The sequence below is a fragment of the Brevundimonas sp. MEB006b genome, assembly GCF_030209705.1.
Lineage (GTDB): Bacteria > Pseudomonadota > Alphaproteobacteria > Caulobacterales > Caulobacteraceae > Brevundimonas.
Window position 1 is genome coordinate 255,122 of the sequence record NZ_JARVRL010000009.1, and the last position, 19,865, is coordinate 274,986.

The following is a 19,865-nucleotide window of genomic DNA, read 5'->3' on the forward strand; positions in this document are numbered from 1 at the left end:
CTTTCTTATTCGATTGAGACCCAGTGAGCGTGCCCATGAATCGTCGAAACTTCCTGATGCGGACCACCACAGGCGCGGCGGCTCTGGCCGTTGGATTTCCGGTGATGGCGGCGGCGCAGCAGGCGGCGGCGGCGGCGACGGCGGCGGCGACGGCGGCGGCGACGGCGGCGGTTAATGGGACGCAGAGACGGCCGATGCGGCTGGATCAGGAGATCGAGGAGCTACAGGAGCGGACGTTCCGCTGGTTCGAGAAGGTCACGGATCGCAAGACCGGCCTGACGCCGGATCGCTGGCCGACGCCGTCGTTCTGTTCGGTGGCGGCGGTCGGGTTCGCGCTTACCTGCTGGCCTGTGGGCGTCGAGCGCGGCTGGATGAGCCGGGCCGAGGCGCGTGAGCGGACCCTGACGACGCTGCGCTTCTTCCATGATTTGCCGCAGGGTCCCGAGGCCAGCGGCACGGCGGGGTACAAGGGCTTCTTCTACCACTTCCTGGATATGGAGACGGGGCTTCGTTACCGGACCAACGAACTGTCCACCGTCGATACGGCCCTGCTGATCGGCGGCATGCTGTTCGCCGCCCGCTACTTCGACGGTCGCCATGCCGACGAAGCGGAAATCCGTCAGAAGGCCCAGGCTATCTACGAACGGACCGAATGGCCATGGGCCGTGATCCGCGACAACCGCATCACCATGGGCTGGCACCCCGAGAGCGGCTTCATTCCGTCCGACTGGCACGTCTATAACGAGGGTATGCTGGTGCTGATGCTGGCCATCGGCAGCCCGACCCATCCAGTGTCGGTCAATGTCTGGCACGAATGGGCGGCCAGTTACGACGAGAGCTGGACCGATCGCTGGGGCAGCTGGCACCTGAACTTCGCGCCCATCTTCGGGCACCAGTACAGCCATATGTTCATCGACTTCCGCGGCATTCAGGACGCCTGGATGCGCGGGCAGTCTGCCCAGTTGGGCGAATACTTGGACTATTTTGAAAACAGCCGCCGCGCCGTCTACGCCCAGCAGAAATACGCCCACGACAACCCCGGCGGCTGGGCCGGCTATTCGTCTGAGGTCTGGGGCCTGACGGCCTGCGACGGGCCGGGCGATTTCAAACAAGTCATCGACGGCAAGGAGCGCGAGTTCTTCAGCTATTCCGCGCGCGGTCCGGGCGAGCGCGACGACGGCACCATCGCGCCGACGGCGGCGGCCAGCTCCATCGCCTTCGCGCCCGAGATCGTCGTGCCCTGCGTCAAGGCGATGAAGGCGCGCTATGGCGCGGGCGTCTATACCGAGTGGGGCTTCCTCGACAGCTTTAACCCGACACTGACAGTGCGCGAAGGGCCGCTGCAGCACGGCAAGATCGTGGATGGCGTGGGTTGGGTGGACGGCGACTATCTGGGCATCGACCAGGGACCGATCGTCATCATGACCGAGAACCACAGGTCCGAGTTCGTCTGGCGCTATATGCGCGGCGAGCCCAATATCCGCCGCGCGCTCGACATCGCGGGTTTCACCGGCGGCTGGATGAACGGATGAGTTTGACGGCGCTCAGGTCCCATCTTGATAGACGTGGCGCGCTGGCCCTGATGGCGGGCGGGGCGGTTGCGGCCTGTACCCCGCGCCGCGACGGCGAGATCGTGCTGCGCTTCTGGGCCATGGGCAATGAGGGCGGGACGGTGGGCCAGTTGATGCCCGAGTTCGAGCGCCGCAATCCGGGCGTCCGCGTCTCGGTCCAGCCCCTGCCGTGGACGGCCGCGCACGAAAAACTGCTGACCGCCTATGCCGGGGCCTCGCTGCCGGACGTCAGCCAGATCGGCAATACCTGGGTGGCGGAGCTGACCGCCATCGGCGCCCTGTCGCCGACCCCGGCTGAGGCCGCGAACCTGCTGACCGACCAGTTTCCGGCGGTGCTGGAGACCAACGAGATCGCCGGCCGCGCCATGACTACGCCCTGGTATGTCGACACGCGGCTGCTGTTCTATCGCAAGGATCTGCTGGCGCGGGCCGGCTTCGACGCGCCGCCCGAAGACTGGGCCGAATGGAAGCGGGCCATGCATGCGATCAAGCGTGTGGCGGGCGGCGACAACTACGCCATCCTGCTGCCGTTGAACGAGTTCGAGCAGCTTCTGACCTTCGGGCTTCAGATCGATGAGCCGCTGCTGAGGGATCGGGATACGCGCGGAAACTTCTCCAACCCCGGCTTCGTCTCGGCCTTGGCCTTCTACCGCAGCCTGTTCGACGAGCAGTTGGCGCCGCTGGCCTCGTCGACGCAGATTTCCAACGTCTGGACCGAGTTCGCCAGGGGCTATTTCAGCTTCTACTTCTCCGGCCCGTGGAGCGTGGGCGATTTCCGCAGCAAGCTGCCAGCGTCGTTCCAGCCGAACTGGGCCACGGCGGGCGTGCCGGGACCGAATGGCCTGGGCGCCTCGGCGCCGGGCGGGTCCAGCCTGGCGGTATTCAAATCCTCCCCGCACCAGGAAGCCGCCTGGGCCCTGGTCCGCTATCTGTCCGAGCCGACGGTGCAGGCCCGGTTCAACACCATTGTCGGCGACCTGCCCGCACGCCAGAGCGCCTGGGACATAGCGGGCGTGGAGCGCGACCCGATGCTGGCGCCTTTCCGGGGACAACTGGCGCGCGCCAGGGCTGTGCCCAAGGTGCCGGAATGGGAGCGGATCGTCACGGAGATGCAGATCGTCGCCGAACGGATGGTGCGCGGCGAATATACGCCCGAGGCCGCCGCCGCCGAGATCGACCGTCGCGCCGACCGTCTGCTGGAGAAGCGCCGCTGGATGATGGAACAGGGCAGGGCCGTATGACTGTCGTCGATCCGACCTTGGCCAGAGTGAAGCCATCGCGCGGACGCGGCGCCCGTGAACGGGCCGCCTGGGCCTTCGTCGCCCCGGCCATGCTCGCCATCGGCCTGTTCTTCGCCATTCCGGTGATCGCGGCCCTGCTGCTCAGCCTGACCGACTTCGACATCTACGCCCTGGCGAACCTGGACAACCTGCGTTTCGTGGGCGTGCAGAACTATGAGCGGCTGCTGAGCAATCCCCTGTTTTGGGGGGCGATGAAGAACACCCTGACCTTCGCCGTCCTTGGCGTGCCCCTGTCCATCGCGGCGTCCTTGGCGGCGGCGGTGATCCTGAACGCCCGGGTCGTGAAGTGGCGGCCGATCTGGCGGGTGATGTTCTTCGCCCCCTATGTCACCACCCTGGTCGCGACGGCGGTGGTTTGGCGCTATCTGCTGCACACCCGCTACGGCGTCATCAACTGGGGGCTGGAGAGTCTCGGCCTGCCGGCCGTGGATTGGCTGGGCGACCCATCGACCTCCATTCCGGCGATCCTGATGTTCGTGGTCTGGAAGATCTTCGGATACAATATGCTGATCTTCCTGGCGGTGCTTCAGACCGTGCCGGACGATCTGTACGAGGCCGCGCGCATCGACGGCGCCGGGCCGTGGAAGCAGTTCCGCCATGTGACCCTGCCGGCCATTGCGCCGACCATGCTGCTCGTCTCGATCATCTCTGTCGCCAGCTTCTTCCAGCTGTTCGCCGAACCCTATGTGATGACCCAAGGCGGGCCGGCCCAGAGCACGGTGACGGTGCTCTACTTCATGTACGAAGAGGGCTTCAAATGGTGGAACCTGGGCTCCGCCAGCGCCGTCGCCTTCGTCCTGTTTCTGTGTATCCTCGCGATCACCTTGGTCCAGCTGGCGGTCGCCAAGCGGGTGGGGGCGTATCAATGAAACTCCGCGCCATCCTGCTCAATCTGGCTGTGGGCCTCATCGCCTTGGTCGTGCTGTTCCCACTGGTTTGGATGGTGTCGGTCAGCTTCATGGCGACGGGCGAGGCGGCCGTCTTTCCGCCGCCGCTGCTGCCCTCGCAATGGACGCTGGAGCATTATCGCGACCTGTTTCTGAATCAGGGTATGGGGAGGTATCTGTGGAACAGCTTCGCCCTTGCGACCTTGGCGACGATCCTGGCGCTGGGGTTCACGGTTCCGGCCGGCTACGCCTTCGCCAAGCTGAAGTTCGCCGGGCGCGAGCGGCTGTTCCAGTTCCTGGTCGCCGCCCTGGTGGTGCCCGCCCAGATCGGCACCCTGCCGCTGTTCCTGATGCTGAAGTCGATGGGGCTGGTGAACACCTATGCCGGGGCGCTGGTGCCTTGGCTGGCGTCCATCTTCGGCCTGTTCCTGGTGCGCCAGTATACGCTGAGCATTCCCGATGAGATGTTGGAGGCCGCCCGTATCGACGGCGCCAGCGAAGGGCAGATCTTCCGCCGCGTCGTCCTGCCAACCTTGCAGCCGATCATCGTGACACTGGGCCTGTTCGTCTTCCTGGGCAGTTGGAACGACTTCCTGTGGCCCCTGATCATCCTGACGGACCAGTCGAACTATACCCTGCCGGTGGCGCTGGCGGCCCTGTCGCGCGAGCATGTGCAGGACATCGAACTGATGATGGCCGGCGCCGTCGTCACGGTCGCGCCCGTGCTGATCCTCTTCCTCGCCCTGCAACGCTACTACATCCGCGGCATGCTCGCGGGCAGCGTGAAGGGCTGACCAGAACTGCGAGTTTCGATGCGTAACCTCCTGCTGGCCGCCGCCTCGGTCCTGACCCTCGCTCTGGCCGCGCCCGCCGTCGCCCAGGAAACGCGTGTTCTCGACAACATGGACGATGCGACGCGGTGGGAGGCCAGCGCCTCGACCGACGTTCACGCCGCCGTCTCCGCCGTCGCCGGCCATGACGGGAAAGCGGTGCGGCTCGACTACGATTTCGACGGCAAGGCGGGCTATGCGGTGCTCAGCCGCGCGCTGCCGTTCGACCTGCCCGAGAACTACGAGATCAGCTTCTGGGTGAGGGGCGCCGGGCCGACCAATACCTTCGAGGTCAAGCTGACGGACGCCTCGGCCGAGAATGTCTGGTGGAAGCAGACGGCGCGCTACGACTTTCCCGACGGCTGGACCCGGTTCGTGATTAAACGCCGTCAGGTCTCCAAAGCCTGGGGACCAACCCCTCAAACCATCCTGCGTCGCGCCGAGCGGGTCGAGTTCGTCGTGGTCGCGGCCGAGGGCGGCAAGGGCTCGGTCGAGATTGACCAACTGACCCTGCGCGCCCTGCCGGTCGATCCGCCTGTCCCGCCTCAGCCGATCGGCAACGATGGACGCACTGCGTCGACAGCAGCCAACGCCGTCGATCTCGACCCGAAAACCGCCTGGACCCCGCCCGTGGGCGAGGCGTCGGCCCTGACATTGGACCTGGGCTACGAGCGCGAGTTTGGCGGCCTGACCCTGCGGTGGGGCGAGCGGGGGGCGGCGAGCGACTATCGCGTTTCTACCTCTCTGGACGGACGCGACTGGCGGCCGCTGACGACAGTCACGGGCGGCAATGGCGGCATTGACTGGCTGAGGACGCCCGAGGCGGCGGCGCGCTGGCTGAGACTGGAACCGCTGAAGCCCGCTCCGGCGCCGGACGTGGTCGGTTCATCCGGCGCGGGCCAACGACTGGGCGCGACCCAGGCGACAACCTATGCCCTGAACGAGATCGAGGTCGAACCGCTGACGTTTGGCGCAGATCCCACAGTGTTCCTTGAGGCGGTGGCCAAGGAGAACCGGCGCGGCCTTTACCCGCGCGGCTTCTCCGGCGAGCAGTCATACTGGACCCTGGTCGGTGTCGATGGAGGCGGCGAGAGCGGCTTGATCGGCGAGGACGGCGCCATCGAGCTGCGCCGCGCCGGACCCAGCATCGAGCCGTTCGTCGTCGACAACGGGCGGCTGATCACCTGGGCCGACGTCAATATCGAACAAGGGCTGAAGGACGGCGACCTGCCCATCCCGTCCGTGACCTGGACCGCCGACGACTGGACGCTGAAGATCACCAGCTTCGCCGACGGGCCGCCCGATCAGGCGCAGCTGTGGGCCCGTTACGACCTGACCAACACCTCCAGCCGGCCGCGCACCCTGATCCTGGCCCTGGCCGCACGCCCCATGCAGGTCAATGCGCCGCGTCAGTTCCTGGCCATTCCAGGCGGCGTCAGCCCGGTGGAGACGATCGGCTGGGACGGCGCCGAACTGAAGCTGAACGACACGGTGCGGATGCAGCCGTTGGCGGCCCCGGATCAGGTCGCGTTGGCGACCTTCGATGCCGGCAGCGATCCGCAGTCCCTGATCCTGCCATCCGCGCGGCGACCTGCGGGCGAGGTCATGGCGACGACCGACGCCACGGGTCTGGCCGCTGGCGCCTTGACCTATGAGCTGACGCTGCAATCCGGCGAGACGCGCACGGTCGGATGGGTGTCGCAGCTATCCGGCGACGCCTTGGCGCCCGAGCCCGTGGGGCAGGCGGCGGCTGTGCTGGGTCCTGTCGAGAGCCGGCTGGCGGCCGAATGGCGCGCGAAACTGGATCGGGTGGACCTGACCTTGCCGCCCGCCGCCCAGCGGATCGAGGACGCGCTAAAATCTTCGCTGGCCCATATGCTGATGTCGCGTCAGGGGCCGATCCTTCAGCCGGGAACCCGCAGCTACAACCGCTCCTGGATCCGCGACGGGGCCATGATGGCCGAGGGGCTGAACCGGCTGGGCATGGCCGAGCATTCCGCCGACTATCTGCGCTGGTACGCCCCCTATGTGTTCGAGAACGGCAAGGTCCCGTGCTGCGTCGATGCGCGCGGCGCCGATCCGGTGCCCGAGAACGACAGCCACGGCGAGTTCGTCTTTCTGGCCGCCGAAACCTATCGCTACACCAAGGACGACGCCCTGCTGCGCCAAGTCTGGCCGCAGGTACAAAAGGCGATCGCCTATATGGACGAGCTGCGCGCCTCGACCCGGACGGCGGCCTTCCAGACGCCGGACCAGCGTCACCTGTACGGCCTGCTGCCGCCGACGATCAGTCACGAGGGCTATTCGGACAAGGCGGCCTATTCCTACTGGGACGACTTCTGGGGCCTGCTGGGCTACAAGGACGCGGTCTTCATCGCCGAAACTCTGGGCGATGCGGACGCCGCCGCTCGCTATGCGGCGGCGCGGGATCAGTTCGCCGCCGACATCCGGGCGTCGATCAGGGCGACGGCGGCCCATCATGGCATCGACTGGATCGCTGGGGCTGCGGACCGGGGCGATTTCGACGCCACCTCGACCACCATCGCCCTGTCGCCAGCGGGCGAACGGGATAATCTGCCGCCCGAGCTTCTGGCGCGAACCTTTGATCGCTACTGGGAAAACTTCCAGAACCGTCTGACCAACCGCACGGCGTGGAAGGACTACACCCCCTACGAATGGCGGCTGGTCGGCGCCTATGTGCGGCTGGGTCAGAAGGACCGAGCGCTGGATGTGCTGGACTTCCTGATGGCCGACCGCAGGCCCGAGGCCTGGAACGGCTGGGCCGAGGTGGTGGGGCGCGAAAAGCGCGAGCCGCGCTTCATCGGCGACATGCCGCACGCCTGGATCAGCTCCGACTATATCCGCTCGGCGCTGGATCTGTTCGCCTACGAGCGGGACCGCGATCACGCCCTGGTGCTGGCGGCGGGCGTGCCGGAGGCGTGGCTGGATACGGAAGAAGGCGTCGGCGTGCGGAATCTGCGCACCGCCTATGGGCCGCTGACCTACGCCTATCGCAAGGAACGGCAGGGCTATGTGCTCACCCTGGGCGACGGCGCGACGCCGCCGGGCGGCTTCGTTCTGCAATGGCCGGAGGGGCAGGGGCGGCCGGAGCGCGTTCGGATCGACGGCCGCTCAGCGACGTGGTCGAGTGATGAACTGGTCATTCCGGCAGGGGCGCGGCGGGTGGAACTGCGCTGACCACCTGCGTCCCTTCTCCCATTGGGAGAAGGTGGCCCGAAGGGCTGGATGAAGGGCGGCCGGTAGGCTAGGTCGCACCATCAGACCCTCACCCTTTCGCGCGAAGGACGATCGCTAACGCTCTCGTGCGCTCAAGCCCTCTCCCAATGGGAGAGGGATCAGAGCCTCTGGAACGCCTTACCGGCCGCGTCGAACAGATGCGCTTGTTTCGCGGGGACGTGCAGCGTCAGGCGCTCGCCCGCCTTGGCGCGGAGTTCACCGGCCAGCTGAACCGTCAGCGCGTCTTCGGACGCTGGATGCTTCAGGTGCGCCATGGTCGTCGCACCCAGGGTTTCCACGAACATGACCTCGGCGGTCAGCGCATCGCCGTCGCCGGTCGTGGTCAGATGCTCGGGACGGACGCCCAGGGTGACGGCATCGCCCGGCTTGGCCGAGGCGGCGCCAACCGACACCCGGATCGTCTCGCCTGCGGACGTCTTCACCGTAGCTCCAGCAGCCGAGGCTTCCACGATCTCAGCGGCCAGCAGGTTCATCTTGGGGCTGCCGATGAAGCCTGCGACGAACAGATTGGCAGGGTGTTCGTACAGGTCCATCGGCGCACCGACCTGCTCGATCCGGCCGCCGTTCAGCACCACGATGCGGTCCGCCAGGGTCATAGCCTCGACCTGGTCGTGGGTGACGTAGATCATGGTGGTCTTCAGCTCGGCGTGCAGCCGCGCGAACTCATAGCGCATCCGAACGCGCAGGGCGGCGTCCAGGTTCGACAGTGGCTCGTCGAACAGGAAGACCTCAGGCTCGCGCACGATGGCGCGGCCGATGGCGACGCGCTGGCGCTGGCCGCCCGACATGGCCTTGGGCTTGCGATCCAGATAGTCGGTGATGCTGAGCGCCTCGGCGGCGGCGCGGACGCGTCGGTCGATCTCGCCCTTATCCGTCTTGGCCAGCTTCAGTCCGAAGGCCATGTTCTCATAGGCCGTCATGTGCGGATAGAGCGCATAGGACTGGAACACCATGGCGATGCCGCGGTCGGAGGGCGACAGGTCATTGACCACGCGGTCGCCGATCAGAACCTGGCCTGTCGTCGCCTCTTCCAGACCGGCGATGGTGCGCAGCAGGGTGGACTTGCCGCAGCCCGACGGGCCTACGAAGACGATGAACTCGCCGTCGGCGATCTCCAGATCGACGCCCTTCAGCACCTCGACGGCGCCGAACGCCTTTTTCACGTCGACCAGACGGACGTTCGCCATGCTTCCTGCTTTCCTGACCGTTTCTGTTTTGCCGCACCGTAACCGGTTACATCACGGGATCAATGGCGCACGATGTCTTGCCGCCAACTGAAATTGCAAAACTGCAAAATTAGGCTTTCGCAAAATCGAAGCGATGGATAGAAGCCCGCTGCCAATCGCGGGGAGCATCCGAATGACGCAACGCAACTTCTTGATGGCGACAGCCTCGATCGCTTGGCTGGCGACGGCTGCGGCCGCCCAGGCCCAAGAGGCGTCGCGCGTGGACGATGTGGTCGTCACCGGCTCCCGCATCGCAGGCGGCGAGCGGATCGCCCCGGTAGAGACTGTGGCCCGCGAAACAATCGCCGCCGCCGGCATCGCCGATGCCTCTCAGTTGGTCCGGCTGGTCACCGCCAACTCAGGCTCGGAGGCCCAGGTCGATCAGCTGAACCAGCCGCAGAGTTCGGGGACGGCCCAGTTCAACCTCCGCAATCTCGGCCTCGGCTCGACCTTGGTCCTGGTGGACGGACAGCGCTGGACCAACAGCGCCGTGGTGGCGACGGACGGCTCGGGCTTCGTCGACATCAACTCGCTGGTGCCGATGATCGCGCTTCAGCGGGTCGAGGTGGTCAAGGACGGCGCCTCGGCCGTCTATGGCTCGGACGCGGTGGCGGGCGTGGTCAACTTCATCACCCGGCGGGGCGTGGACCGTCCCGAGATCAGCGCCAAATACGCCGTCGCCGACGGGTCGGAAGAGAGCGTGATCGAGGCCATTGGCGGGCTGAAATTGCTGGGCGGAGACCTGACGCTGGCGGCCTCGCATTTCCATCGTTCGGCCCTGGGGTCGGACGAGCGGAACTTCACCCAGGCCGAACGCTATGGCCGCGCCGCCTGGACGGCTGTGACCAGCTATGGCCAGCCGGGCTCCTATTTCCGACCCATCCGCAATGGCTTTTCGCCCGATCCGGCGTGCGGCAATCCGGCGTTCGGCAGCGCCTATCTGAACTCGCCCACGGACGCCTTCTGCCGGCTGGACTATTCGGACTTCTTCGATCTGGCCCCTGAGGAGACGCGCACGCAGCTGTTCGCGGACTACCGGCGGCCTGTGGGCGACATGACCCTGTCGCTGCAAGGGGCGTGGTCGGCGACCAACACCATCGCGCGCCAGTCGCCGTCGCTGCCGATCCTGGCGCGGTCGCTGACGGTGCCGGCGACCCATCCTGACAATCCGTTCGGCGAGGCGGTGCTGTTCCGGGGGCGGCTGCTGGGGGCGGAGGCCGGCGCGTCGCAGGCCGAGTTCGTCTATCGCACCTGGCGGCTGGCGGCCGGGCTGGATGGGCGCTTCGGCAATGGCTGGACCTGGAACCTGTCGGCGACCAGCAGCCGTCAGCATGTCGCCTATGACAAGCCCGACACCATCGGGAGCGCCTTGCAGAATGCGCTGAACGGCCTGGGTGGAGCGGGCTGCAATCCGGCGACGGGGACGCCCGGCGTCGGGGGTTGCCAGTATTTCAACCCGTTTGGCAGCGCCTATCTGGGAACCGGGACGGCGAACAGCGCCGCCCTGATCGACAGCCTGATCGGCTCGACCGGCCTGCGGGGCGCGGCGACCCTGGCGACGGCGGACGCCTCGACCAGCGGAGAGGCCCTGGCCTGGGCCGGCGGGTCGGTCGATCTCGCCGTCGGCGCCCAGTATCGCCGCAGCGGCTTCCGTCACGACTGGAGCGATCTGGTGAACCGGGGCGACCTGCTGACGGCGGGCGTGTCGCCGGATTTCGAGGGCGATCAGGAAGCCTTGGCCGCCTTTGCCGAAGCCCGCCTCCATCTGGGCGACCGGATCGAGGCGCAGCTGGCCGGACGCTACGAATCCTATGACGGCAACGAGGGTCGTTTCAGCCCCAAGGCCGCGATCCGTTGGGACGTCACTGACGCCCTGGCCCTGCGCGCGTCGTGGGGGCAGGGGTTCCGGGCGCCGTCGGTCTATGCCCAGTCGGGGGCGCAGGCGTCGCAGCCGTCGGTGTTCGACCGAGGGGCGTTCGTCTTCGTCAACACCCTGACCTCGGGCCGGGCCGACCTGAAGCCCGAGAAGTCCGAGAGCCTGAACCTGGGCGCAGTTTGGACGCCGATGAACGGGCTGGAACTGGGCGTGGACGCCTGGCGGTTCGACTATGCTGACCAGGTGGTCAAGGAGTCGGCCCAGGCCATCATCAACCAGGCGGCGGCCGATACGGCGGCGGGGCGGACCGGCACGGAGGTGCAGAGCCGCATCACCCGCTCGGCCAGCGGCGCCCTGACCTTCGTGCAGCTGTATTTCGTCAACGCCTCGTCCATCGAGACCCAAGGGATCGACCTGTCGGCCCGCTATCGGCGCGGCCTGTGGGGCGGGGAGGCGACGGCCTCGGCCACCTGGACCTATGTGGACGCCTATGACATCCGGCTGGACGCGTCGGCCGCCAAGGTGTCGGGCGTCGGTTCGACCAACCTGAACAACATCGGCCGGTCCCTGCCACGCAATCGGGGGGAATTCGCCCTGGGTTGGAGCGGCGGGCCGAACGCGGTGACGGCCCTGGTCCACTATACCGACGGATACGCCAATGACCGCAGCGGCATCACCGACGCCAGCATCGCCAGCCAGACGACGGTCGACCTGCTCTACAGCCGCACGATCGGCGCTGACCTGGATCTGTCGGTCGGGGTGGTCAATGTGGCCGATAAGGTCCCGCCGCTGGCGCAGTTCGCCCTGGGCTATGACCCGGTCGTGGCCGATCCGCGCGGACGGGTGGTCAGCATCGGTCTGAGCAAGCGGTTCTGATCGGCGGTTGCGCGGTCAACCGGGCGGTGTATGCATCCCCTAGGGGAGAATCCGATGACCGACGGCGAGACGACGCGCAAGCAGGCGTTCAAGGACCTGTCCGAGGACGCGCTGGGCTTTGGCGGCGCGGAGGTGCGGACCGCGCGCGACCTGCTGGTGCGGCCCCGGTTGGTGCTGCAGGCCTGGATGATCGAGGGGCCGACCGGGGGCGGGCGTTACGCCAAGCCGTTGAAGCTGTATCTGGCGCTGAACGCGATCCTGATGCTGATCGTCTTTCTGCGCGGGGGCTTGAGCTTCTACCTGGAAGGCATGCCGGCCGAGGTGCTGAACCCCCTGCTTCAGGAAGCGGGCAAGTCGCGCGACGTCTTCATGTCGGACGCCGACGGCTGGATGTCGCTGGTGGCCGTGCCGATCATGGCGCCGCTCTACGCCCTGGCGGCCATGCCGCTGTTTCGCCTGTGGGATGCCGAGGACCTGGGCCTGAGATGCGGGTTTCGCGCGGCCTTCGCCTATCTGAACGCCTGGACCGTGCCGATGCTGCCGCTGGCCTGGTTCATGTTCAGCCCCGGCCCGCTGGCTGCCGCGTGCAGCCTTTTGACGCTGGTGCTGGGCATCGGGGCCTTCATGCGGATGGGGCGGGGACGGTGGTATCGGGGCGTGGTCCCGGGCCTGGCCAAGGCCTTGGTCGTGATGATCGCCATCGGCCTGTCCAGCGTCGTCGCGACCTTTATCGTGATGGTCATCGGCGTCTTCGCCGGATTCGCGGCCTAGACGGTCGCCTGACAAAAACACCGTCCAATTCGTCTAATTCGTCTGAAATCAGCGACCGAGCGAAATTGCACGGCGCGGGAAAAAGGCGTGCAAAGTGCAAGGTGGTCCAATTCCTGAGCGCTGCTGTTTTCAAAGACCCGTCGACATCATAGTCCCGTTCGGGGATGCGTCAGGTCGATTGACGAAGGCCGTCTCTAAGCGCCCGACACTGAAAGGGATTTGTCGGCGAACAATGACGGCAAGGCTGCGCCTTTGTGCGTGGATCGGTCGTCGCTCCGCATCTGTCCCGAAACCTCATTTTCGGTAGTTGCCTTGTCGACAGGCGCGCGAGCGAGGGCGACAGTGTTCGTCGAAGCCTCAAACGGTCCGCCAATGTCTCTGCGTTTACAGGCCGCTCAGGTCGCTTGGCTGAATACGAAGCTGACCCTCGATTTCATCGCCGCATCCCGCACCTGGATCGACGAGGATCTGATATCCGCCCTGCTGACCGCGGGCGTCGTGGATGCAAACGTCAGAGGCGCCGACGACGAAGGTGCGGCGCGCGACTCTTCCATTGGAGCCGGCATTTTGCCGAACGCCCTGCGGCGGCCTGTGAACGCAATCAGCATCGCCATGTCCCTGGGCGTGCCGCGCGAGAGCGCACGCACCAAACTGGCGGGATTGGTGGAGCGGGGCGTGCTGGTGCGGACCGACGGCGGTTTCGTCTTGCGCGCCGAGGTGTCGCAGTCGAAGCCGTTCAAGTCCGCGATGGAAGCCTTCCTTCTGGCCACGGTGGAGTTCGTCGATGGGCTGGCGATGCTGAATGCATGCGGCGCCCGCGACGGCGACCGGGTCGTCACGCCAGCCTGGCCAGTCGCAGGCTTGGCGACGCGGCTGATGACGGCGCACGTCCTTAAAGGCATCCAGCACGCCCGATCGCTGAAGCCCGAAATCACCCTGACGACGCACTACGTCCTGCTTTGGCTGTCGCATCTCACTGGAAGCGCCTTGAGGGTTGTTCAGGAGCCGGACGCCGGCCGTCTTGGCTCCTTGAACCCGCCGTTCGGGCCGGTGAGCGTGATCGAGGTCGCCAAGGCCGCCAGAATGGACGACGAAACGGTTCGCAGGCACCTGGGTCAGCTTGAAAAGGCAGGCTTGGTCATCCGGGTCGCGGGCAAGAGAGACATCAATCTGCCGGATCAGACCCTGGTCGCGAACTGGCTCGATTTCCAAAGCCGGACGATCCTCGGCACGCAGCAACTGGTGCGCAAACTCTATGTCGCGGGCGTGATCGTCGATCGGCCAAGCGACACCATTCGATTGTTCTGAGCGACGATGATGAGGTTTGCATCACAGATTGATGCTGGGGCTGCATTCGTCGGTTGCTCGTCGAATGCCGTCGTCAACAGGGGCCGCACCGATGCCAGCCCTTATTGATGCGTTCGACTGGGCGACGACGCCCCTTGGGCCAAAGCGCGATTGGTCGCCCGCGCTGAGCATTACCTATGACATGATGATGGGAATGGGTTTCGCGGCCAGCGTCATGTGGGGCCCGGAGCGCACCTTGCTCTACAACGGCGCCTATATTCCGCTGCTCGGACAAAAGCACCCGAGCGCCCTGGGCCGTCCGCTGGATCAGGTCTGGCATGAGGTGTGGGACGATTTGCGCCCTCTGACGGAGCGCGCGCTGGCAGGCGAAACCGTTTTTCTGGAAGACCTGCCGCTGACGATGGTTCGAAACGGCTATTCGGAAGACACCTGCTGGGTGCTGTCCTACAGCCCCGTGCGGGACGGCGACGCGATCGTCGGCATTCTCAATATCGCCATCGAAACGACCGAGCGGGTGCGGGGCGAGCAACACCGGCAGATGCTGGTCGACGAATGCGGCCACCGGGTGAAGAATACGCTCGCGCTGGTTCAAGCGGTCGCCCGCAGCACCTTGTCGGGCGTCGATCGGGATGTGCTGGAGCGTTTCGACGAGCGACTGAACGCCATCGCCAAGACCCAGCAGACGCTGGATGAAAAGGCGTGGAATGGCGGCGACCTCGGTGAGATTGTTCGCGACGCGGTCGGTAATCTGGTGCGCAGGCCGGTTTCCATCTCGGGGCCGTCGGTGCACCTGTCGCCGCGTGTGGCGCAGACGGTCGCCTTGATCATCCACGAGCTGACGACGAACGCGTTCAAGCATGGCGCGCTGGCCAAGCCTGGCGGCCGCGTCTCGGTCGATTGGCGGCTGGATGAGGGGCAACTCGTCCTGACGTGGATCGAAGGCGGGGGCGCGCCGGCCCATCCGCCGCTCAAGACCGGCTTTGGTGTCAAACTGCTCGCGAGAGGCCTGCTGGGGTGCGGCGGCGCGGATCTTCGTTACGGCGTAGAGGGGTTCTCGGCGACGTTCACAGCGCCGGTGTCGCGTCTGACCGACAGTTGACGATGCTCGGCGAGGGGGCGAAAGCGGCTTGATCCGCTTGAACCACGACCTTCGAGAGACCCATGACCTACACCCTCTACGGCATTCCCAACTGCGACACGGTGAAGAAGGCCCGGGTCTGGCTGGAGCAGCAGGGGGTCGATTACGTCTTCCACGATTACAAGAAGGCCGGAGTGGATGCGGGGCGGCTGGGCCAGTGGATCGACGAGCATGGTTGGGAGACGGTGCTGAACCGGGCCGGGACGACGTTCAAAAAGCTGCCGGATGCCGACAAGACGGACATCGACAAGGCGAAAGCGATCGCGCTGATGACGGCCCAACCGTCGATGATCAAACGGCCGGTGCTGGATCTGGGGAATCGGCGGCTGGTGGGGTTCAAGCCCGAGACCTACGCCTCAGCGCTTACCTGAGCCGGACGGTCGCGACGACGCCGAAGTGGTCGGACGGATATTCGCCGTTGGTCGGCGTATCGCCGAAGCGGCGGGCCTCGCCGGGCGTGAAGGCGGCCTGTTCGACGAAGATGTGGTCGATGACGCGCTCGGGGTGACCCTTGGCCGGGTTCAGGGTGGTCGTGACCGCGCCGCGGGGCAGGGCGCTGAAGAAGCGGGGGCCGGTCAGTGTCGCCAGGCCGGAATCCTCCTGCGTCGCATTGAAATCGCCCATGACGATCAGGGGCGTGCCGTCCTGCGGCAGCCAGCCGAGCAGGGATGCGATCTGGCGGGCGCGGACCGGGCCGGCGTCCTGTTGCCACGCCAGATGGGTGACGACGACATCGACCGGGCGACCTTGGACCGCGACGCGAAGGCGAAGCGCGGTGCGGAAATCGTCGAGCGGCTCAAGCTTGGTCGAGGCCTCGGCCAGAACCGGCAGGCGGGTCAGCAGGGCGTTGCCGTAGCGGCGTGGGGCGCCCTCGGCGTCGGTCGAGACGAAGGCGACATGATAGCCGCCCAGCTCGCGCGCCAGCATCCGGGCCTGGTTCTCCAGCCCGACATTGGCGTCCTCCAGCACCTCCTGGAGGGCGATGACGTCGGCGTCCTGGGCCTTCAGCGCAGCGATCAGCAGCGGACGGCGGGCGGCCCAGTCGCCCATGTTGTGCCAGATGTTGAAGGTGACGAGCTTCAGCTCGGTGGGCGTCTTAGACTTTGGGGCCGTGGCGCAGCCTGCCAGCGGCGCGAGAGCGGCGGCGGCCAGCAGGGTGCGACGGTGGATCATCTCGGCCTCAGCCCTCGACGTCCGTCGAGGGGCGGTCGTGGCCGTCGGCGCTTTCGGTGACCCACTCGCCGGCGGCGGTCTCGTATTCGATCGCGGCGGTCTGGTCCGGCACGCGTTGTTCGCGCGAGACGCGCACGGCGGCGGCCTTGGCGTCGTCGTGGCTGGCGAAGGTTTCGGAATAGGTGTCGCCGGACTTGTAGGCCCAGCCGCCGTCATGCTCGACGATGCGATAGGTGACATGGGCCATGGGACGCGCTCCTGAGATTGATGAAACCGGACCCTAGACCGAACCGGCGGCGGCCGAAACGGCGACCTTACGAAGATTTCACGCAACGACGCGCATCCGTTGAGGCGTCGGCCAGCCTCTTGTGATCAGAAGGCCGCCGCATCAGGCTGCTGCAACGGTTCAAGGGATACTCGACATGGAAGACTTCATTCCGATCTTCGCCATCTTCGCCGTCTTCGGCACGATTACGGCCATCGTCTTCGGCCCCACCTTCCTGAAGTACCGCGAAAAGCGCGACATGCAGGAGACCGTGCGTCTCGCCGTCGACAAGGGTCAGGAACTGCCGCCCGAACTGCTCGATGTGATGACCAAGGATGTGCAGAAGGGGCTGCCGTCGCGCAGCAAGGACATTCGCAAGGGCGTGCTCAGCCTGGCGAGCGGTATCGGCATCGCCGGGTTCGGCATCGTCGTTCAGGGCACGACGCACGTCTGGGGCGGCAATGGCCAGGGCGCGTTGCTGGGCATCGCATGTATTCCCGCAGCCATCGGCGTCGCCTTCATCATCCTGGGCTTCTTCAACCCGAACAAAGACTGACGTCCGCCGGAAGGGGGAAACGTCATGGTCAGATCATTGAGAGACTTCCACGATGTGGAGCTGGCCGCCCAGGCGGCGGCCGGCGGTCGGCGGGAGTATGGCGAGCTGGTGCGTCGGCACGGGTCGGCGGTGCGGGGGCTGCTGCGCCGGATGGGGGCGACGCCGTCCCTGTCCGACGACGTGGCGCAGGACGCCTTTCTGCAAGGGTTCCAGCGGTGCGCGGAGTTTCGCGGGCAGGGGACGTTTGCGGGTTGGATCAAGAAGATCGCCGCGCGGCTTTATCTGAAGCGGGTGGCCAAGGAGGCGCGCTACGTCGCCGAGATCGAGGCCGATCAGGCGGATGTGGTCGTCGACCGCGGCGGTCTGATGGACCTGGACGAGGCGTTGAAGACGCTCAACGAGACCGAGCGTGTCTGCGTCTCCCTGTGCCACGGCGCGGGGATGTCGCATCCGGAAATCGCGGCAGCCATGAATTTGCCGCTTGGCACGGTGAAATCGCATGTCAAACGTGGTCTGGATAAACTCCGTGCGCGGCTACAACCGGCGCACGGCTCAGGCGGGAGGTCGGTCCATGTCGGCTGACGAGTTTGATCCGATGATCGAAAGGCTGTTCGCCCAGGCGCCGAGTCTGCCGGACGAGGCCCTGTTTCTGGCGACGGTGCAGGCGCGCATGGAGACGCGGTCGCGCTGGCGCGCCCTGACCCTGACGGCGGCGGGATTGATCGGCGGCGTGCTGGCGGTGCGCGAGGGGGTGAACATCAACTTCACCGCCGACGGCGATACGACCTTGGCGCAAGGTCTCAGGGCCGCAGCCGCCACGGCGCAGGGTGCGGCGCAATCAGGCCTGGACGGATTGGGCCTTCAAGGTCTCGGCGTCGGGTCGCTGGATGTGATGAACGGCTCGGGGATGATGGCCTTCTGGATCGTCGCCGGGGCCCTGGTCGCGCTGATGGCGGCGGGCGTGGCGAAGCTGTCGCAGGACGTGTGAGCGCGGCTGCAAGGGTGACACCGGCGGGGCAGGGGCCTATCTGACCCCTTCACGTCAGGAGGCCCGGCGATGTCCGTCCACACCCAAGAGAGCGTCAAACGCATCACCGTGCCCGATATCGCGGGGCGCAAGGGCGGCGAGCCCATCGTCTGCCTGACGGCCTATGACGCGCCGATGGCGGCCCTGCTGGATCCGCACTGCGATGTGCTGCTGGTCGGCGACAGCCTGGGGATGGCGGTTCACGGCCTGCCCAATACCGTGGGCGTGACGCTGGAGATGATGATCCTGCACGGGCAGGCCGTCATGCGCGGCGCCAAGCGGGCCATGGTGGTGGTGGACATGCCGTTCGGCTCCTACGAAGGCGGCAAGGAGGTCGCCTACGCCAACTGCGTGCGGGTGATGAAGGAGACGGGCGCCCAGGCGGTGAAGCTGGAAACCAGCATCGAAATGGCCGAGATCGTCGCCTTCCTGGTCAAGCGCGGCATTCCGGTCATGGGCCATGTCGGCTTGCGCCCCCAGGCGATCCTGGCCGAAGGCGGGTTCAAGGCCAAGGGCCGGACCGAGAGCGAGCGTGATCGGGTGCTGGCCGAGGCCAAGGCCGTCGCCGAGGCCGGCGCCTTCTGCATCGTCATTGAGGGCGTCGCCGAATCGCTGGCGCGCGAGATCACCGAGACGATCGACGCGCCCACCATCGGCATCGGCGCCTCGGCCGCCTGCGACGGCCAGGTGCTGGTGGTCAACGACATGCTGGGCATGTTCGACTGGACCCCGAAGTTCGTGCGCAAATACGCCGATCTGCGCACCGAGATCGACCGCGCCGCCTCTGCTTTCGCCAGCGATGTGAAAACCCGCCGTTTTCCTGCCGAAGTCGAGACCTACTTCTCGAAAAAGCCGGCTTCGCAGTAACGGACGACGTTGCGGGCGGGGAGCCGACCTTCTAGGGTCCGCGCCGGTTTGCATTTCGCGATTTTGGGGCGACGTTTCAGTGGTTGATGTCTTCGAGCAGGTCGAGGAGGAGCTTCGCTCCGACAAGTTGAAGCGCCTGGCCAAGACCTGGCTGCCCGTTTTCGGCGTGGTGCTGGTCGTCGCCCTGATCGGCGCCTTGGGCTGGTGGGGCTGGGACAGCCTGAACTCCAACAAGGCCGCCAAGGCCGCCGAGGCCTATGATCGCGGCATGGAGGCCCTGCGCGCCGACAAGCCGATGGACGCCCGCGCCGCCTTCGAGGAAGCGATCAAGGAAGGCAATGGCGCCTACAAGGTCCTGGCCCTGCAGCAGCAGGCCGGCCTGGCCGTCAGCGCCAACAAGTTCCAGGACGCGGTTCGCCTGTTCGACGAGGCCGCCAAGGCGTCCAGCGATCCGATCCTGTCGGACCCGCCCGCCCTGAAGGCCGCCTTCCTGATCATGGACACCGCGCCGCTGGCCGAGATCGAAACGCGTCTGACGCCGCTGGCCGAAGACAAGCGCCCGCTGCACGCCTTCGCCCAGGAAGCCCTGGCCCTGGCGCGCCTGCAACACGGCAAGACCAAGGAGGCGCGTGAGGCCTTCGTGCTGCTGCAACTGGGTCAGGACGTGCCGGACTCGATCCGTCAGCGCGCCCAGATCGCCGTGGAATCCATCGACGCCGGCACCGCAGCCGCCATCAAGCCCATCATCGACGCCGCCGCCAAGGCGACCCCGCCGGCCGCCGGCGCTGCGAATGCGATGACGCCCTCGGCCGCCCAAGCTGCCCCGGCTCAGGCTGCTCCGGCCCAAGCTGCCCCGGCTCAGGCCGCACCCGCTCAGGCGGCTCCCGCCGCCGCGCCGGCCGCCCAATAGTGACGACCCCTTACAGGACGCCCCC

18 protein-coding genes are annotated in these 19,865 nt (G+C 66.6%); 15 read left to right on the forward strand and 3 right to left on the reverse strand.

What is annotated here, in order from left to right; translation table 11 throughout:
* Positions 1–35: 35 nt before the first annotated feature.
* The 5 genes from QRN13_RS14235 to QRN13_RS14255 are packed head-to-tail and all read left to right on the forward strand — an operon-like array spanning position 36 to position 7,787.
* On the forward strand, positions 36–1,532 hold the full coding sequence (locus tag QRN13_RS14235; RefSeq protein ID WP_284878423.1) for a glucoamylase family protein: 1,497 nt from the start codon (positions 36–38) through the stop codon (positions 1,530–1,532).
* Positions 1,529–2,812: a sugar ABC transporter substrate-binding protein gene (locus QRN13_RS14240; RefSeq protein ID WP_284878425.1), complete on the forward strand. Its 1,284-nt coding sequence runs from the start codon at positions 1,529–1,531 to the stop codon at positions 2,810–2,812. The genes QRN13_RS14235 and QRN13_RS14240 overlap by 4 nt, the downstream gene beginning before the upstream one ends.
* A complete protein-coding gene (locus tag QRN13_RS14245) occupies positions 2,809–3,741 on the forward strand; it encodes a carbohydrate ABC transporter permease (RefSeq protein WP_284878426.1) in 933 nt (310 codons plus the stop codon). The genes QRN13_RS14240 and QRN13_RS14245 overlap by 4 nt, the downstream gene beginning before the upstream one ends.
* Entirely contained in the window at positions 3,738–4,553 is an 816-nt protein-coding gene (locus QRN13_RS14250; RefSeq protein WP_284878427.1) for a carbohydrate ABC transporter permease, read from the forward strand. Before QRN13_RS14245 ends, QRN13_RS14250 begins: the two co-directional genes overlap by 4 nt.
* Positions 4,554–4,571: 18 nt before the next feature.
* Positions 4,572–7,787 carry a discoidin domain-containing protein gene (locus QRN13_RS14255; protein WP_284878428.1) on the forward strand — a complete coding sequence of 1,072 codons (3,216 nt, stop codon included), beginning with the start codon at positions 4,572–4,574 and terminating at the stop codon, positions 7,785–7,787.
* A gap of 158 nt (positions 7,788–7,945) precedes the next feature.
* Here the strand turns inward: QRN13_RS14255 and QRN13_RS14260 are convergent, their stop codons facing one another.
* Complete coding sequence (locus QRN13_RS14260) at positions 7,946–9,034, reverse strand: ABC transporter ATP-binding protein (protein WP_284878429.1); 1,089 nt, start codon at positions 9,032–9,034, stop codon at positions 7,946–7,948.
* A gap of 172 nt (positions 9,035–9,206) precedes the next feature.
* Here QRN13_RS14260 and QRN13_RS14265 point away from each other — a divergent pair, with 172 nt between their 5' ends.
* The 5 genes from QRN13_RS14265 (at position 9,207) to QRN13_RS14285 (ending at position 15,413) form a co-directional block, all read left to right on the forward strand.
* Positions 9,207–11,825 carry a TonB-dependent receptor domain-containing protein gene (locus tag QRN13_RS14265; RefSeq protein ID WP_284878430.1) on the forward strand — a complete coding sequence of 873 codons (2,619 nt, stop codon included), beginning with the start codon at positions 9,207–9,209 and terminating at the stop codon, positions 11,823–11,825.
* Between the two features lie 54 nt (positions 11,826–11,879).
* A complete protein-coding gene (locus QRN13_RS14270) occupies positions 11,880–12,596 on the forward strand; it encodes a hypothetical protein (RefSeq protein ID WP_284878431.1) in 717 nt (238 codons plus the stop codon).
* Between the two features lie 372 nt (positions 12,597–12,968).
* On the forward strand, positions 12,969–13,904 hold the full coding sequence (locus QRN13_RS14275; RefSeq protein ID WP_284878432.1) for a winged helix-turn-helix domain-containing protein: 936 nt from the start codon (positions 12,969–12,971) through the stop codon (positions 13,902–13,904).
* 31 nt (positions 13,905–13,935) lie between these two features.
* Entirely contained in the window at positions 13,936–15,003 is a 1,068-nt protein-coding gene (locus QRN13_RS14280) for a sensor histidine kinase (RefSeq protein WP_284878433.1), read from the forward strand.
* A 62-nt stretch (positions 15,004–15,065) separates the two neighbouring features.
* Positions 15,066–15,413 carry an ArsC family reductase gene (locus QRN13_RS14285; RefSeq protein ID WP_284878434.1) on the forward strand — a complete coding sequence of 116 codons (348 nt, stop codon included), beginning with the start codon at positions 15,066–15,068 and terminating at the stop codon, positions 15,411–15,413.
* On the opposite strand, the gene QRN13_RS14290 is transcribed toward QRN13_RS14285, so the two are convergent.
* Positions 15,406–16,215, reverse strand: coding sequence for an endonuclease/exonuclease/phosphatase family protein (locus QRN13_RS14290; RefSeq protein WP_284878436.1), 810 nt, complete (start codon positions 16,213–16,215; stop codon positions 15,406–15,408). The genes QRN13_RS14285 and QRN13_RS14290 overlap by 8 nt on opposite strands.
* A gap of 7 nt (positions 16,216–16,222) precedes the next feature.
* A complete protein-coding gene (locus QRN13_RS14295; protein ID WP_284878437.1) occupies positions 16,223–16,462 on the reverse strand; it encodes a hypothetical protein in 240 nt (79 codons plus the stop codon).
* Between the two features lie 175 nt (positions 16,463–16,637).
* Here QRN13_RS14295 and QRN13_RS14300 point away from each other — a divergent pair, with 175 nt between their 5' ends.
* The 5 genes from QRN13_RS14300 to QRN13_RS14320 all read left to right on the forward strand — a co-directional run bounded on the left by QRN13_RS14300 (position 16,638) and on the right by QRN13_RS14320 (position 19,840).
* Positions 16,638–17,036 carry a DUF6249 domain-containing protein gene (locus QRN13_RS14300; RefSeq protein ID WP_055808381.1) on the forward strand — a complete coding sequence of 133 codons (399 nt, stop codon included), beginning with the start codon at positions 16,638–16,640 and terminating at the stop codon, positions 17,034–17,036.
* Positions 17,037–17,060: 24 nt separating this feature from the next.
* Entirely contained in the window at positions 17,061–17,618 is a 558-nt protein-coding gene (locus QRN13_RS14305; protein WP_284878438.1) for an RNA polymerase sigma factor, read from the forward strand.
* Complete coding sequence (locus QRN13_RS14310; RefSeq protein ID WP_017506107.1) at positions 17,608–18,024, forward strand: hypothetical protein; 417 nt, start codon at positions 17,608–17,610, stop codon at positions 18,022–18,024. The genes QRN13_RS14305 and QRN13_RS14310 overlap by 11 nt, the downstream gene beginning before the upstream one ends.
* 69 nt (positions 18,025–18,093) lie before the next feature.
* Positions 18,094–18,930 (forward strand): 3-methyl-2-oxobutanoate hydroxymethyltransferase, encoded by an 837-nt coding sequence (panB, locus tag QRN13_RS14315; protein WP_066551154.1) that lies wholly within the window; start codon positions 18,094–18,096, stop codon positions 18,928–18,930.
* Between the two features lie 79 nt (positions 18,931–19,009).
* Positions 19,010–19,840, forward strand: a complete 831-nt coding sequence (locus QRN13_RS14320) for a tetratricopeptide repeat protein (RefSeq protein WP_284878439.1) — start codon at positions 19,010–19,012, stop codon at positions 19,838–19,840.
* The last annotated feature ends 25 nt before the right edge of the window (positions 19,841–19,865 follow it).

Bases quoted from the DNA above. Each gene is read 5' to 3' on its own strand.
- QRN13_RS14235 (WP_284878423.1), top strand. From the start codon at position 36: ATGAATCGTCGAAACTTCCTGATGCGGACCACCACAGGCGCGGCGGCT.
- QRN13_RS14240 (WP_284878425.1), top strand. From the start codon at position 1,529: ATGAGTTTGACGGCGCTCAGGTCCCATCTTGATAGACGTGGCGCGCTG.
- QRN13_RS14245 (WP_284878426.1), top strand. From the start codon at position 2,809: ATGACTGTCGTCGATCCGACCTTGGCCAGAGTGAAGCCATCGCGCGGA.
- QRN13_RS14250 (WP_284878427.1), top strand. From the start codon at position 3,738: ATGAAACTCCGCGCCATCCTGCTCAATCTGGCTGTGGGCCTCATCGCC.
- QRN13_RS14255 (WP_284878428.1), top strand. From the start codon at position 4,572: ATGCGTAACCTCCTGCTGGCCGCCGCCTCGGTCCTGACCCTCGCTCTG.
- QRN13_RS14260 (WP_284878429.1), bottom strand. From the start codon at position 9,034: ATGGCGAACGTCCGTCTGGTCGACGTGAAAAAGGCGTTCGGCGCCGTC.
- QRN13_RS14265 (WP_284878430.1), top strand. From the start codon at position 9,207: ATGACGCAACGCAACTTCTTGATGGCGACAGCCTCGATCGCTTGGCTG.
- QRN13_RS14270 (WP_284878431.1), top strand. From the start codon at position 11,880: ATGACCGACGGCGAGACGACGCGCAAGCAGGCGTTCAAGGACCTGTCC.
- QRN13_RS14275 (WP_284878432.1), top strand. From the start codon at position 12,969: ATGTCTCTGCGTTTACAGGCCGCTCAGGTCGCTTGGCTGAATACGAAG.
- QRN13_RS14280 (WP_284878433.1), top strand. From the start codon at position 13,936: ATGCTGGGGCTGCATTCGTCGGTTGCTCGTCGAATGCCGTCGTCAACA.
- QRN13_RS14285 (WP_284878434.1), top strand. From the start codon at position 15,066: ATGACCTACACCCTCTACGGCATTCCCAACTGCGACACGGTGAAGAAG.
- QRN13_RS14290 (WP_284878436.1), bottom strand. From the start codon at position 16,215: ATGATCCACCGTCGCACCCTGCTGGCCGCCGCCGCTCTCGCGCCGCTG.
- QRN13_RS14295 (WP_284878437.1), bottom strand. From the start codon at position 16,462: ATGGCCCATGTCACCTATCGCATCGTCGAGCATGACGGCGGCTGGGCC.
- QRN13_RS14300 (WP_055808381.1), top strand. From the start codon at position 16,638: ATGGAAGACTTCATTCCGATCTTCGCCATCTTCGCCGTCTTCGGCACG.
- QRN13_RS14305 (WP_284878438.1), top strand. From the start codon at position 17,061: ATGGTCAGATCATTGAGAGACTTCCACGATGTGGAGCTGGCCGCCCAG.
- QRN13_RS14310 (WP_017506107.1), top strand. From the start codon at position 17,608: ATGTCGGCTGACGAGTTTGATCCGATGATCGAAAGGCTGTTCGCCCAG.
- panB (WP_066551154.1), top strand. From the start codon at position 18,094: ATGTCCGTCCACACCCAAGAGAGCGTCAAACGCATCACCGTGCCCGAT.